General features: G+C 75.5%; 2 protein-coding genes (1 of these 2 only partly in view). Both read right to left on the reverse strand.

The genetic code is table 11. The features are described 5' to 3' along the window. Positions 1–4 precede the first annotated feature (4 nt). Positions 5–8,920, reverse strand: a complete 8,916-nt coding sequence (locus ABZ078_RS20635) for an SDR family NAD(P)-dependent oxidoreductase (protein ID WP_356577238.1) — start codon at positions 8,918–8,920, stop codon at positions 5–7. After that, positions 8,917–14,927 carry the 3' portion of an amino acid adenylation domain-containing protein gene (locus ABZ078_RS20640; RefSeq protein ID WP_356577240.1) on the reverse strand. 17,380 nt of this gene lie beyond the right edge of the window, so the window shows 6,011 of its 23,391 coding nt (coding positions 17,381–23,391); its start codon lies off the right edge, out of view — the gene reads right to left on this strand; the stop codon is at positions 8,917–8,919. Before ABZ078_RS20640 ends, ABZ078_RS20635 begins: the two co-directional genes overlap by 4 nt.

Below are 14,927 nucleotides of genomic sequence, written 5' to 3' on the forward strand. Positions count from 1 at the left end.
TCCTTCAGTTCCGGGCGTCGCGCGGGTGCGCGGCGGTGTCGGCCAGGTGTGCCAGGTTCAGCCGGAGCCGCTCCTCGTGCGTGGCGGAGGACAGCTTCCGCAGCCGGAACAGGCGGTGGACGACCCAGCCCCGCTGCAGCGGTCCGGCCAGGTCGGGATCGGGGTGCGTGAGGTCGTACGAGGTGACCTCGTCGATCACGAACCGGTTGCGGGCGAACTGGTCGGCCCAGGTCCGCGCGGTCGGTACGGCGATCCCCGCCTGCTCGTTCACGAAGTCGCCGCTCAGGGTGCAGACGAAGTCCGCGAGCAGCAGGTCGCCGCCGTCCACGACGGCCGCGTCGAGGTGGGCGAGGAGCGCCCGCTTGTCCTGGACGCGGACGCATCCGTGCACGGCGAACACCACGTCGTACCGGCCCGGTACGGGCTCCAGCGTCTCGTCCGCCGCGATCAGCTCCACGCGGTCGTCCAGTCCCCGCTCGGGCAGCGAGCGGGCGGCCTGATCGACGAGTTCCTTGTCCGGCGTGACGCCGTGGACCAGCAACTCCGGGTGGTGCTCGGCGAGTTCGGTCAGCCCTCGGGTGTCGCGACAGGCGAACTCCAGCACGGCGCCGATCCGGTCGAGGTCCTGGCCGCGCAGGAGCGCCCGGCGCACCTCGGCGTGGCCGCCCGGGGCCGGCGCTCCGGCCGCTGCCGGGGGCTCCGTGGCCGGGACGGCCGCCGGGTCCGCTGTGGTGTCCGCCGGGGTGTCCGCCGGGGCCGGTCCGGTGTCCGCCGGGCCGGTCGGATCGGCGGTGCCGGAGCCCGCCGAGGCCTCGGGTTCCGGTGAGGTCCGCCGGGGGGAACGGGCCGTGCGGGCGATGCGGTCGGCGAGGTGGTCGGCGAGGGAGCCGGGGGCCGGGTGGTCGAAGACGAGCGTGGCGGGCAGCCGCAGGCCGGTGACCCGGTTCAACCGGTTGCGCAGCTCGACCGCCGTCAGGCTGTCCAGGCCGAGTTCGACGAACCCGGTGCCAGGGCCGACGGTGGCCGGGTCCGCGTTCAGCACGGCCGCCACCTCGTCGCACACCAGGTCCAGCAGCGCGGCGCGCCGTTCGTCCTCCGACGCCCCGGCGAGGCGGTCGGGCGTGGCCTCCCGCGAGGCGGGCGCGGGACGCCGCGCGGTGCGGACGAGGCCGCGGTGCAGGGGGTGTCCCTGCCCCGCGTCGGCCTGGTCGGCCAGCGCGCCGAGGTCCAGCCGCATGGGGACCTGCAACGGCACGTCGGCGCCGCACGCCGTGTCGAACAGCGCGAGCCCCTGCTCGGTGGACATCGGCAGCAGGCCGCCGCGGGCCATCCGCCCGGTGTCGCCCTCGGTCAGGTGCCGGGTCAGGCCGGTCGCCTGCTCCCAGTAGCCCCAGGCCAGTGAGGTGCCGGGCAGTCCGTGCGCCCTGCGGTGCTGGGCCAGCGCGTCCAGGAAGCAGCTCGCCGTCGCGTAGTTGGACTGGCCCGGGTTGCCGAGCACCCCTGCCGCCCCGGAGAACAGCACGAAGGCGTCGAGGTCCCTCTCCCGCGTCAGTTCGTGCAGGTTCAGCGCCCCTTCGGCCTTGGGCCGCAGCACCGTGGCCAGCCGCTCGGGCGTCATCGCGTCGAAGACGCCGTCGTCGAGCGCGCCGGCCGTGTGCACCACGGTGCCGAGCGGATGCTCCGCGGGCAGGGCGTCCAGGACCTGCCGCAGCCGCTCACGATCGGCCACGTCGCACGCCACCACCGTCACCTCGGCGCCGGCGGCGGTGAGTTCACGGGTCAGCCCGGCCGCCGACGGGTCCTCGGGGCCGCGCCGGCTGAGCAGTACCAGGTGGCGTACACCGCGCTCGGTCACCAGGTGCCGGGCGAGCATCCCGCCCAGCACGCCGGTGCCGCCGGTGATCAGCACGGTACGGCTCGGGTCCGGGCGCCGGGGCACCGTCAGCACGATCTTGCCGATGTGCCGGGCCTGGCTCATGAACCGGAACGCCTCGGGCGCGCGCCGCAGGTCCCAGTGGATCCTGGGCAGGTGGGTGAGGACACCCTCCCGGAACAGGCCGAGGATCTCCCGAAGGATCTCGCCGATCCGCTGCGGTCCGGCATCGACCACGTCGAATGCGCGGTAGCGGACGCCGAAGTGCGCGGTGGCCACCTCCTGTGCGTCGCGGATGTCGGTCTTGCCCATCTCGACGAACCGGCCGCCGCGCGGCAGCAGCCGCAGCGACGCGTCGACGAACTCACGGGCGAGCGAGTCCAGCACCACGTCCACCCCGCGGCCTCCGGTCACCTCCAGGAACCGGTCCGCGAAGCCGAGGTCGCGCGAGGAGGCGAGGTGGTCGTCGCCCACCCCGAGCTGCCGGACGGCGTCCCACTTGCCCTCGCTCGCGGTCGCGAACACCTCGGCACCCAGGTGCCGGGCGAGCTGGACGGCGGCCATCCCGACACCGCCCGCGGCGGCGTGCACGAGCACGGACTCACCGGCGCGCAGCCCCCCGACATCGACGAGGCCGTAGTACGCGGTGACGAACGCGACCGGAACCGCGGCGGCCTGCTCGAACGACCAGCCGTCCGGGATGGGCGCGACCGTGCGCGCGTCGGCCACGCACACCGGTCCCAGGCCGCTGGGGAACACCCCCATGACCCGGTCACCGACGCGGAATCCGTCGACGGAGGGGCCGACGGCGGTGACCACGCCCGCCCCCTCGGCACCGAGGGTGAGGTCACCGGGGTACATGCCGAGCGCACCGAGCACGTCGCGGAAGTTCAGGCCCGCGGCGCGGACCTCGACCCGCAGCTGGCCGGGCGCGGGCGGGGCGTCGGCGGCCGCCCACGGCACCAGCGCGAGGTTCTCCAGCGTTCCGGCGCCGACCGTGTCCAGCCGCCAGGCGGCGCCGTCGGACGGCGGAACCAGGGCTCCGTCGGCGCCCAGCCGGGCCAGCCGGGGCACGCGTGCCTCGCCGGCCCGCAGCGCGAGCTGCGACTCCTCGGCAGCCGTGGCAGCGGCCACCGCCGCGGGCAGCGCGGCGAGCGAGGCGTCGGTGCCGTCCGTGTCGACCAGCAGCAGCCGGTCGGGGTGCTCAGCCTGTGCCGCCCGCAACAGGCCCCAGACGGGGGCGTGCACCAGGTCGGTGACGTCCTCGCCGACCCGGGTGGCGACCGCCCCGCGGGTGACCACGACGAGGCGTTCCGCGCCGCGCTTGTCGTCCGCCAGGAGCCGCTGCACCTCTGACAGCACCCGGGCGGTGGCCTGGCGCAGCGCGGCCGGCAGGTCGTCCGTCGGCTCGGCGGCCAGGGAGACCAAACCCGTGTCGCCCGGCAGTTCGGACACCTCGGCGCCCGCACGGCGCAGCGCCGGCGCCAGGCCGAGGTCGTCGGGGCCGGCCACGCTCCACCGCCCCGGGCTGTGCCCCGCCGTGTCCAGCACGGTCCAGTCGATCTCGAAGATCCCGTCGGGCACGGGGACCGGGCCGACCTGCTTCTCGCCCCCGACGGGGCGCAGCACCAGGGAGTCGAGCACGGCCACCGGCCGCCCGTCGGAGTCGGCGATCTGGGCGGAGACCGCGTCGGTGCCCGCCGCGGTGAGCCTGATCCGCACGGTGGCCGCGCCCCGGCCGGTCAGCCGCCAGCCGCTCCAGGAGAACGGCAGCAGTCCGCCTCCGCCGCGCACGAATGCGCCGAATCCCATGGCGTGCAGGGCCGAGTCCAGGAGGGCCGGGTGCAGTCCGTAACGGCCGGCGTCGTGGGCATCCGTCGCCGCGGCCTCGGCGAACACCTCGTCACCGCGCCGCCAGACGGACCGCAGGGCGCGGAAGGAGGGACCGTACGCGTATCCGGCGGCGGCCATGGTGTCGTAGTAGCCGTCGACGGGCAGCGGCTCGGCCCCCGCGGGGGGCCACGCGGTGAAGTCGAAGTCCGGTCCGGCGGCGCGCGTTCCCAGGGCGCCGGTGGCGTGCCGTGTCCACGCCGGCTCGGCGTCGCCGGCCCCGCCCGGGTGGGCGGGCCGCGAGTGCACCTCGACGGCGCGGCGGCCGGTGGCGTCGGGCGGTCGTACGACGACCTGGATCAGCACCCGGTCGGTCCGGGACAGGGCCAGCGGAGCTTCCAGGGTCAGCTCCTCCAGTTCCCCGCAGCCCAGGTCCCGACCGGCGTGCAGCGCGGCCTCCACGAATCCGGTGCCGGGGAAGATCACGGTGCCGGACACGGTGTGGTCGGCGATCCAGGGGTGGGTGTCGAGCGAGACCTCACCGCTGTGGGCGACCCCGCCGTCGGCGAGGGGCACGGCCGAGGTGAGCAGCGGGTGCCCGGCGGCGGTGCCGCCCGGGGACGCGGACGCCACGGACTCGGCGGTGGTGTCGATCCAGCAGCGCCGGGGCTCGAACGGGTAGGTGGGCAGGCCGGGTACGCGGCCGGGGGCACCGTCCTCGTACAACCGTTCCCAGTCGACCGCCGCGCCACGGACCCACAGGTCGGCCAGCGCGCGCAGGTCGCGCCGGCCCAGCGCCTCGTCCACCGCGGCGGTGTCCACCCGCCCGGCGGTGCCGGAGACGACGGCGTCGCCCGGCCGGCCGCGCCGCCAGCGCGTCAGGTGGCCGGTCAGCTCCTCGACGCCGGAGGCGAGCACGGCCAGCCGGTGGGTGAGGTCGGTGCGGCCGGCCTGGAGGGTGTAGGCGATCGCGTCCAGGCCGACGGCCGGACGCTCGCGCAGGAACTCCAGCCACTGGTCGACGTGGACGGCGAGCCGCTCCTCGGTGTGCGCGGACAGCGTCACGAGGACCGGGCCGCGCGGGCCCGGGCGGGCCGGGGCGGGGGCGGGCGCCTCCTCGACGACGAGGTGGGCGTTGGTCCCGCCGCCGCCGATGCCGGTGATGCCCGCCCTGCGCGGCACGGGGACGCCGTCCACGACGACCGGTTCCCACTGCGCCGGGGTGCCGGACAACTCGAAGGGCAGCCGCTCGAAGTCGATGGCCGGGTTGAACTCGTGCGGCAGCCGCGTCGGCGGCAGGGTGCGGTGCTGGAGGGCCAGGACCACCTTGAACAGCTGGGCCATGCCGGAGGCCGCTTCCGCGTGGCCGACGTTGGGCTTCAGCGAGCCGACGCGGTACGCGCCACGTGTGCCGTCCCGGTCGGCGAACGCCTGGGTGAGGGCCGTCATCTCCACCGCATCACCGATCTCCGACCCGTTGGCGGTGGCCTCGACATAGCTGATGGTGCGCGCGTCGACGCGCGCGTCGCGCAGCGCCTCGCGGATCACCTCGGCCTGCCGCTGGGCGCTGGGGCTGGTGAAGCCGATGGTCCGGCCGTTGTGGTTGACGGCGCTGCCGCGGATGACGGCCCGCACCGGGTCGCCGTCGCGCAGGGCGGCACGCAGCGGCTTGAGGACGACCGCCGCCACGCCCTCGCCCGGGACGATGCCGCTCGCCTCGCTGCCGAACGAGGCGCAGTCGGAGCGGCCCGACAGCAGTCCGACCGTGGCGAGTTCCACGTAGGTCGACGGGTGCAGGTACAGGTTGACCGCTCCGGCGAGGGCCATGTCGCAGCGCCCGCGGCGCAGGTTCTCCACGGCCTGGTGCAGTGCCACCAGGGCCGAGGAACAGGCGGTGTCGACGGCCTCGCTGGGCCCGCCGAGGTCGAACTGGAAGGAGACCCGGTTCACCATGTCGCCGAAGGAGGTGCGCGGCATCTCCAGCCGGCCCTCGGAACCCAGGCGCTGGAAACCGTGCTTGGCGCCGCCCGCGAAGACCCCGATACGGCCGCGGGTCTCGGCCGGCAGCTTCGACGGGGCGTAGCCCGCGTCCTCCAGGGCCTTCCAGCACTCCTGGAGAAAGAGCCGCACCTGCGGGTCGGTGTTGCGCGCCTCCTGCTCGGTGAACCGGAACAGCTCCGGGTCGAACTCGTCGAACCCGTCGAGGAAGGCGCCCCACTTGGAGTGGCTCTTGCGGACGAAGTCCGCGCCCTCGGGCCGCGGGTCGTAGTGCTCACGCCAGTCCCAGCGGCTGGGCGGGATCTCGGTGACGGCCGTGCGTCCGTCCATGAGCAGCGACCAGTAGCCGTCGAGGCCGGCGGCACCGGGGAAGCGTCCGCTCATCCCGATGATCGCGATGCCGTCGTCTTCGACGAGGTCCGTGTCGTCGTCATCGCCTCCGGTGACCGCGCCGGGAACGACGTCGGCGACGGTCGCGGCGTCACCGTCCGTCCCCTGCTCCGCGGCGGGCGGCGCCTGGACGGGCCCGGTCTCCGGTTCCGGTACGGAGGGTGCCGCCTCGGTGCCGGACGGGGCCGGCTCGGTCCCGTCCCAGCCGAGGAAGGCCCGGCAGACGTCGGGGAACCGCTCCGCCAGGTGGGAGGCCACGCCCTCGGGCTTCGGGTACTCGAAGAACAGTGTCCGGGAGGCTCCCGGGAACGCCTCGGAGAGCTGGTGGTTGAGGCGGGTACGGGTGACGGAGTCGATGCCGTAGCGGTCGAGCTGTTCCCGGGCGTCGACCGTGTCCGCCGGCACGTCGATCAGCTCGGCGGCCATCCTGACGAGCCGCTCCTCCATCGCCCGGTCGAGCCGTTCGGGCGCGCGGGCGCCCGCCGCCGCCGGCGGGCCGGCCGGCTCGGGGCGCGGTGCGGTCGGCGCGACCTGCGCGGAGCGCGCGGCGACCGCCGTCGCGTCCTGCGCCGCGGCCACGGGTTCCGACCCGGGTGCGGGCGCGGTCGCGGGCTGCGTCACCGGGGAGGCGGAGGTGCGCGGTGCGGGGTCGGCGGCGGTGATGCCATGCCGGTGCCTGGCGAAGGGGTACCCCGGGAGGGGGACGCGGTGGGCCGGTCCGGGGCCGTGGAGACGGCGCCAGTCGACCGGGCCGCCGCTGACCCACAGTTCGGCGACGCGAGCGAGCTTGCCCCTGTCCAGCCACTTGCCCACGGCCTCGCGCAGCTCGTCCTCGTCGAACAGCCGGATCACGTCGCCGCGCGTGTCGGCCTCGCCGATCCAGCAGTTCGCCGGCAGCTCGCGGCCGTCGGCCAGGGCCTGCAGCCCGGCGAGCAGTTCGGTCAGGTCGTGGACCACCAGGGCGGCGCGCACCGGCAGCGCCGCCCGGCCCAGCTGCAGGGTGCGGGCGATGTCGGCGAGTCGCGGCGGGCGGGGGGCCGTGGCCCCGGACGCCTGCATGACCTCGCCCCCGCCGTCCGGCCCGCCGTCCGCGGCGGCGTGCGCGGCGGCGAGCCGGCTCAGCTCGCCGACCGTGGTGCCCTCGTGCAGCACGCCGGCGTCCGGCCGGAAGCCGGTGACCGCCTCCAGCGCGTCGCCGATCCGGGCGAGTTGCTCCGGCAGCACGCCATAGGAGTTCAGCCGCTCGTCGAGGGCGACGTCCGGTACGGCGACATCGAGGACCTCCGCCACCACGGCGCGCACCCGGTCGTCGTCGGCGGGGCGCACGGCGGGCGCCGGATCCAGTGGCGCGGCGAGATGGTCCGCCAGCGAGCGGGCGAGGGCGCGCAGCCGGTCGGTGTCGAGCGCGGACAGCGGGACGATGTGCGCCGAGCCGTCGTCCCCGTCCGGCGGCGCGGCGGCCGGCAGGTACTGCTCGACCACGAGGTGGGCGTTGGTGCCACTGTGGCCGAAGGAGTTGACGGCGGCCATCAGCGGGGCCCCGGTGGGCGACCGCCAGGGCCGGGGCCCCTGGTCGGAGACGAACGCGGAGTCGTCGAAGCCGATCAGCGGGTTGAGGCGGCGCAGGGTGGGCATGCCGGGCAGCAGACCGTACCGCATGGACAGCAGCACCTTGATCAGACCGACGACGCCCGCGGGCGCACCGGTGTGCCCGATGAACGACTTGACGCTGCCGACGGCGCAGAATCCGCGAGCGTCCGTCAGCTTCCGGAAGGCCCGCACCAGCGCGTTGGCCTCGACCGGGTCGCCGAGCGCGGTGCCCGTGCCGTGCGCCTCGACGTATCCGATGCGCTCGGCCTGGATGCCGTGGCGCCGGTAGACGTCGAGGATCAGTTCCTCCTGGGCGGCGCCGTTAGGCGCGGTGATGCCGTTGCTCGCCCCGTCCTGGTTGAGCCCGGTCGCCCTGATCACACCGTGGACGTGGTCGCCGTCGGCCACCGCGTCGGCCAGCCGCTTGAGGACGACGACCGCGACCGCCTCGGAGTAGACCGTGCCGTCCGCGTCGGCGTCGAAGGTGCGGCAGGCGCCGGTCGGCGACATCGCGCCGCTGTCGACGAGCAGGTTCAGTCCGCGCGCGTCGAGGCCGGCGTTGACACCGCCGGCCAGGGCGAGGGAGGACTCGCCGGAGCGCAGGCTCTGGCAGGCGAGGTGCACGGCGGCCAGCGAGGAGGAGCAGGCCGTGTTGACCACCAGGGCGCTGCCGCGCAGGTCGAGGAAGTAGGACAACCGCGAGGCCACGAGCGCGTCCGACGCGCCGACGAACGACTCGTGCGGGTAGCCGGTGGGTTCGGCGCCGATGAACAGGCCGGTGCGCGAACCGGCCAGCGCCCTGGGATCGAGTGCGGCGTCCTCCAGGGCGTGCCAGCTCTCCTGGAGCAGCAGCCGCTGGTGGTGGCTCATCAGGTCGGCGTCGTGCGGCCGGATGCCGAAGAACTCCGGGTCGAAGCAGTCCCGTTCGGCGAGCGCGCCGCCCCAGCGGTAGGTGCCGGGATCGTCGCCCGCACGGTAGTGCTCCGGCAGTTCCCCGTAGGCGACGCGGCCCTCGCTGAGGTTGTGCCACAGGGTGCGGACGTCCGGCGCCCCGGGAAACTGCCCGGCCATGCCGATCACCGCGATGTCCAGCGTCCCGGTGGTCTCCGGGCCGGGGGGCACGGGTTCGGCGGCCGGGTCCGGGCGGCCGGCGGCCAGCAGGCTGCGTGCCTGTTCGGCGTCGACGGCTCCCCTGGCATACCGGTCGAGGATGTCCCGGACGTTCGTGCTGCTGCTCATCGTCGCTCCTCCGTGGCCAGCTCGGCATCGAGCAGGTCCAGCACTTCCGTCGCGGACAGCTCACCGGCCGCGAAACGTGCCTCCAATGTCGCGATCAGGTCCTCCGGAACCGGGGCTCCGTCGGCTGCGGGCGGTGTGCCGTGTGCGGCGCCCGCGGGGGCCCGGTCCCGGGCCGGTACGTCGGGCTCCCGAGCGGCGGCCAGCTCCGCCAGGTGGCCGGAGAGCCGTGCGACGGACGGGAACTCGTACAGGGCACCGGCGTTCACGTCCACGCCCAGCTCCTGAGCGATCTCCGTGACGAACGCGGCACCGGTGATGGAGTCGACCCCGAGGTCGGCGAAGGCCACCGAGGGCGACAGCTCACCGGTCGGCACGCGCAGCGTGCGCGCGAGTCGCTCCACCAGCAGCCGCTCGATCTCGGGTCGCCGGTCCACCGCGGCCGGTACCGGGCGGAGCGCGTCGGCCGCGCGGCCGGCGTCGGGCCGGCCGTCGGCCTCGGTCCGGCCGTCGGTGTGGCCCGTGCGGTCGGCGGGCACCCGCAGGGCGATGACCTGGTGGTGCCGGCCGGCCCGCAACAGGCGGACCGCGGTGTCGAAGCAGGCCGCGCCCTCGTCGTCCTCCAGGAAGCCGAGCATCGGGAAGTTCCGGGCCGCGTCGCCGAACGACGAGCGCCAGGCTCCCCAGTTGACGACGCCGACGGGGAACGCGGCGGTGCGGCCCACGGCGCGGGTGAAGGCGTCGGCGAAGGTGATACCGGCCGCGTAGGCGGGATGGGTGCCCGCGCCGCCGAACGCGAAGGCCTGCGCGGAGGAGAAGTAGCACAGGAAGTCGAGCGGTTGGTCCACGACCGCCTCGTACACGTGGCGGGCGCCCGCGGCCTTGACGTCGAAGTGCGCGCGGAACTCCTCCTCCGCCAGATCGGCCACGCCCACCAGCGCCCCGGTGATCCGCGTGGCACCGGCGAACACCACCCCGTGGATGTCACCGAGCAGTCCCCGGGCCGCGTCCAGCGCCTCCCGGGCCTGCCGCGCGTCCGTCACGTCACCCCGTACGTAGCCGATCCGGCCGTCGGCCAGGGCGGCACGCACCTCGGGATCGTCCTCGGCACGGCGCCCGACGAAGACGACCTTGGCGTCGTAGCGGTCGACGAGATGGCGGCCGACGGTCCGGCCGACGAAGCCGGTGCCGCCCACCACGACGTAGTGGCCGCCCGGGCGGATGCCCGCGAGCGCCGGGTCGGCCGCCTCGGCCGACGCGACCGGCCGGACCTGCTGCCGGTAGCGACGTCCGCCGCGCAGCGCGACCAGTTCCCCGTCGGCGGCCGGCTGTTCGGCGGCGACGGCGGCGGCCAGCGCCGCACGGGCCTCGGGGCCGGTCAGGTCGGCGGCCGACACGTCCAGGTTGCGGACGGCGAACCGGCGGCCGTCCCGGGCCAGGAAGTACGCCAGCCCCGCCAGGCCCGCGCCCCGCGTGCCGCTCGGCTCCCCGGCCACCGACTGGGTGTCGTGGGTGACCAGGAACAGGTCCGTGCGCACGTCCGGGGCAGCGTGTGCCAGCGCCCGGACCAGGCGCAGCACCGCGCGTTCGGCCTCGCCGCCGGTGCCGGGCCCCGCACGGTCGGGGCCGATCACGACGTGCACGCGGTCCGGCCTGGCTCCGGCGACGTCGTAGGGGCCGTCGAGCGGGCGTCCGGTCACGTCGGTGCCGGCCTGCCGGTAGTGCGCGGCCAGGGCGTCGGCCAGCGGTGTTCCGGCCTCGTCGGCAAGGATCAGGACGCGGCCGGGCGTGGCCGGCGCGCTGGGCGCGGCAGGTGCCTGCGTCCAGTGCGGCACGGTCAGCAGCCCGCTCGGCGGCACCGGCACCACCGCCGCGGGCGCCGACGGGCGCGGATCTTCCTTCCCCGCGGGCGCCGCCACGACCGGGTCAGGCGCGGCAACGGGCGCCGCTGGACGCCGTTCTTCCAGCCCGGGCGTCACCGCGGCCAGGTCCGTCCCGGACCTCGTAGCGCGCCCCGGGTCGTGCGCGGGCACCCAGTACCGCTCGCCCGCGAACGGGTAGGCGGGCAGGCTCACCCGGCGCGGCCGGGCCGTGCCGTGCGGTGCGGGCCAGTCGACCCGGTCGCCCTCGGCCCAGCGGCGGGCCGTGTCGTGCAGGGGGGTGCCGGAAAGCTCCGGACGGATCCCGTGCCGGGCGAAGTCGTCCAGGCGGTCCAGCAGCCGTCCGGTGTCGTGCTCGACGAACGCCACGCGCACGGGGAACTCGGTGCGGCCCACCTGGAGCGTGTGGGCGGTGTCGGCCGGTGACGGGGCGCCGGGGGCGGCGAGCGCGTCCCGCAGTCGCGCGGCCATCTCGCGCAGGCGGTCCTCGCTGCGAGCCGACAGCGGCACCAGCACGGGCTGGCCCGGGGAGGCCGGCCGGGCGGAGGGCTGCTCGGCCGGGACGTACTCCTCCAGAACGAGGTGCGCGCCCGCGCCGGTGGCGCCGAACGAGCTGAGCCCCGCGCGCCGCGGCCCCTCGGCCGGGGCCGGCCAGTCGGCCGTCTCGCGCTGGAGCCGGAACGGGGTGCTGTCGAGGTCGAGGAGCCGGTTCGGGGTCTCGGCGTGCAGCGAGGGCACGAGCACCCGGTGGTGCAACTGGAGCGCCACCTTGGACAGTCCGGCGATCCCGGCGGCGGACTCGGCGTGTCCGATGTTGGACTTCACCGAGCCGAGTGCGCAGAAGCCGGTGTCCTGGGTGTCCCGTTGGAAGGCGGTGACCAGGCCGCGCACCTCCACCGGGTCGCCCAGCGCGGTGCCGGTGCCGTGCGCCTCGACGTAGCCGATGGAGCGGGCGTCGACACCGGCCTCGGCGAGGGCGGCGGAGATCACGTCGGCCTGCCCGACGGGGCTCGGCACGCTGAAGCCGCTGACGGCACCGACGTGGTTGACGGCCGACCCGCTGATGACGGCGTAGATGTGGTCCCCGTCGGCTTCGGCGTCGGCGAGCGGCTTCAGGACGACCGCGCCCACGCCCTCGGCGGAGACGTAGCCGTCACCGCCCTGTCCGAAGGAGCGGCAGCGCCCGTCGGAGGAGTGCATGCCGACCATGCCGTAGGTGCGGTACTTCCCGGGGTGCAGCGAGAGGTTGACGCCACCGGCGATCGCCACGTCGCACTCCCCGCGGCGCAGGCTCTGCACAGCGAGGTGGACCGCGGTCAGCGAGGAGGAGCACAGGGTGTCCACGGTCAGGCTCGGGCCGTGGAAGTCGCAGACGAAGGAGACGCGGTTGGCGATCTGCCCCTGGTTCAGGCTGAGCGGCACCGGCACGGACGCCTCGGCGCCGATGAGCGTGTAGTCCTTGTGCATCGCGCCCGCGAAGACGCCGACCGCGCGGCGGCGGTGCGGTCCCTTGGCGGCGGCGAGGGTGGCCGGGGTGTATCCGGCGTCCTCGATCGCCTCCCAGCAGGTGCGCAGGAACCAGCGCTCCTGCGGATCGGTGATCTCCGCCTCCTGCGGGGGGACCCGGAAGAACGCGGCGTCGAACCGGTCGACCTCGTCGAGGAATCCGCCCCAGCGCGACGTCCCGGTGCCGTCGGGTTCCGCCCAGCGTTCGGCCGGCACCTCACGCACCGCGTCGCGGCCCGCCTTGAGGTTCTCCCAGAAGGCGGCCAGGTCTGCGGCGCCCGGGTAGTGCCCGGCCATGCCGACGACGGCGAACCGCTCGACGTGGGCGGCCGGCAGCCGGCGCCGCGTCAGCCGCGGACGCTCCACCGGAGGGCGCCCGGCGGGACCGTCGTAACCGGCCAGGACGGCGTGTGCGTTGGTCCCGCCGTCGGCGAAGCTGGAGACGGCCGCGACCAGCGGGGCGCCGTCGGGCCAGGGCAGCGGCACGCGCGTGAACCGCAGGGGTACGGCGTCGAAGTCGAAGTGCTCGGGCGGCTGTTCACCGCTCCGGAAGGGCGTGATGCGGCGGTTGCGCAGCATCAGCACGGTCTTGATCAGTCCCGCCATGCCCTCCGCGCACTGCGGGTGCCCGATGTTCGGCTTGACCGAACCCAGGTAGCAGGGGGTGGTGCCGGCGGGACGGTAGACGTCGGCGATCGCTTTCAGTTCGATCAGGTCCGGCACGGCGGACCCCGCCGCGTTGGTCTCGATGTGCGTGACGTCCTCGGGACGGACCCCGGCCCGGGACAGCGCGCGCAGCATGACGGCGCGCTGCGCGGCCGGGTTGGGTGTGGCCGGCCCGGCGGTGCGGCCGTCGTTGTTGACGGCCACCGCCTTGATCACGGCGTGTACGCGGTCACCGGCGGCCCGGGCTGCGTCCAGCGGCCGCAGCAGCAGCACGCCGACGCCCTCGGCGGGGGTGAGGCCGCGCGCTCGGCGGTCGAAGACGTGGAACTCCGCTTCGGTGTTGAGCAGTCCGCGGCGGCCGAAGAGCCGGTGCCCGCCCGCGTCGGGCAGGAGGCCGACCCCGGCGACCACGGCTCCCTCGATGTCTCCCGCGCGCATCGCCTGGACGGCCTGCTGGAGGGCGACCAGCGCCGAGGAGCAGGCGGTGTCCACCACCACACCGGGGCCGCGCAGGTCGAAGTGGTGCGACAGGTTGGCGGCGAGGTAGTTCTGCCCGATCGCCACCACGGGGTTGCGGCTGCGGTCCAGCACCGTCCGGCTCGGGTTGTGCCGGCTGCGGCCGCCGACGTACACGCCGATGTCGCGGCCCTTGACCTCCTCGGGCCGGTAGCCGGCGTCGCACAGGGCGAACAGCGTCTCCTCCAGCAGCAGCAGCGCCTGCGGGTCCATCGCAGCGGCGTCCGTGTCGGAGAGGTGGAAGCGGGCCGGGTCGAACCCGTCGAGGTCGAGCAGGCCCGCCATGAGCCCCTCGCCGTCGCGCCAGCGGCCCGGGGGCACCGGCCCCAGCGCCGACCGCCCTTCGTCGAGCAGCCGCCAGTAGCCGTCGAGGTCGGCGGCGCCGGGGAAGCGGCCCGACATGCCGATCACGGCGATGTCCCCGGCGGCCTGGTGCGGCTCGTCGGCACCGGACGGTTCGCGCACGGCGGCCAGGGCGCGTACGGCACCCCCGGCGGCGTCGGCCGCCACCGTGTGACCGGGGCCGGAGGCGGACGGCTCACCGGCGGCGGAGCCGAACGCGGCGGTCAGGGCGGGACCGTGACGGGTGGCCAGCCAGGCGGTGAAGGAGTCCACGGTGGGCTGTTCCACCAGGGCGTCCGGCGCCAGCTCGGCACCGAGCCGGTCCCCCACCCTGCGCAGGACCTGCACGGTCATGATCGAGTCGGTGCCGTAGTCGGCGATCGGCACGTCGGCGGCGAGGCGGTCCCGGTCGTAACCGACCAGCTCCGCGAGCTGGTCCAGGATCCAGGAGGCCGCGGCCGCGCGGGCGGTCGCCAGATCCCCGGTGAGCGACGCCGGCAGGTTCTGTGACGTGGCTGGGGACGCGGGCCGGGCGGCGGGCGGCCCGCCCGGGCCGGCGCCGTCGCTGGCCGGTCCGGCCAGGCGGCGCGGACTCCAGCCGGCCTCGACGACGGCCGGCAGGACCACCGGTCCGGCGCCGGTGGCCAGGATGTGGTCGAGTATCCGCAGCCCCTGCTCAAGGGAGAGTTCGCCGAGGCCGGTCGCCTGGTAGCCGGGTCCCGGGCGCTCCGTGCCCATGCCGACGCCGCGCCAGCTGGGCCAGGCGACGCTCACCAGAGGCAGCCCGTGGGGCCGCCGCCGGGCCACCGCGTCGAGGTGGGCGTTGGCCATGGCGTAGTCGCTCTGGCCGACCGCGGCGGCGGGCACCAGCGAGGCCACCGACGAGAACAGCACGAAGAACCGCAGGGGGTCGTCGGCCACCGCGTCGACGAGGGCGTCCACTCCGGCCGTCTTGGGCGCGAGCACCGCACGGACGGCGTGGACCGGTTTGCTCACGAAGGCCAGGTTGTCCCGGTCCACCAGCCCCGCCGCATGCAGCACGCCGCCGATCGGGCCGAAGTCTCGGCGCAGTTGTGCGAGCGTCGCGCCGACCGCCCCGG

The organism is Streptomyces sp. NPDC006385 (assembly GCF_040612485.1).
Classification (GTDB): domain Bacteria; phylum Actinomycetota; class Actinomycetes; order Streptomycetales; family Streptomycetaceae; genus Streptomyces.

Coding starts and splice junctions, on each gene's coding strand:
- ABZ078_RS20635 (WP_356577238.1), bottom strand. CDS start 8,920: ATGAGCAGCAGCACGAACGTCCGGGACATCCTCGACCGGTATGCCAGG.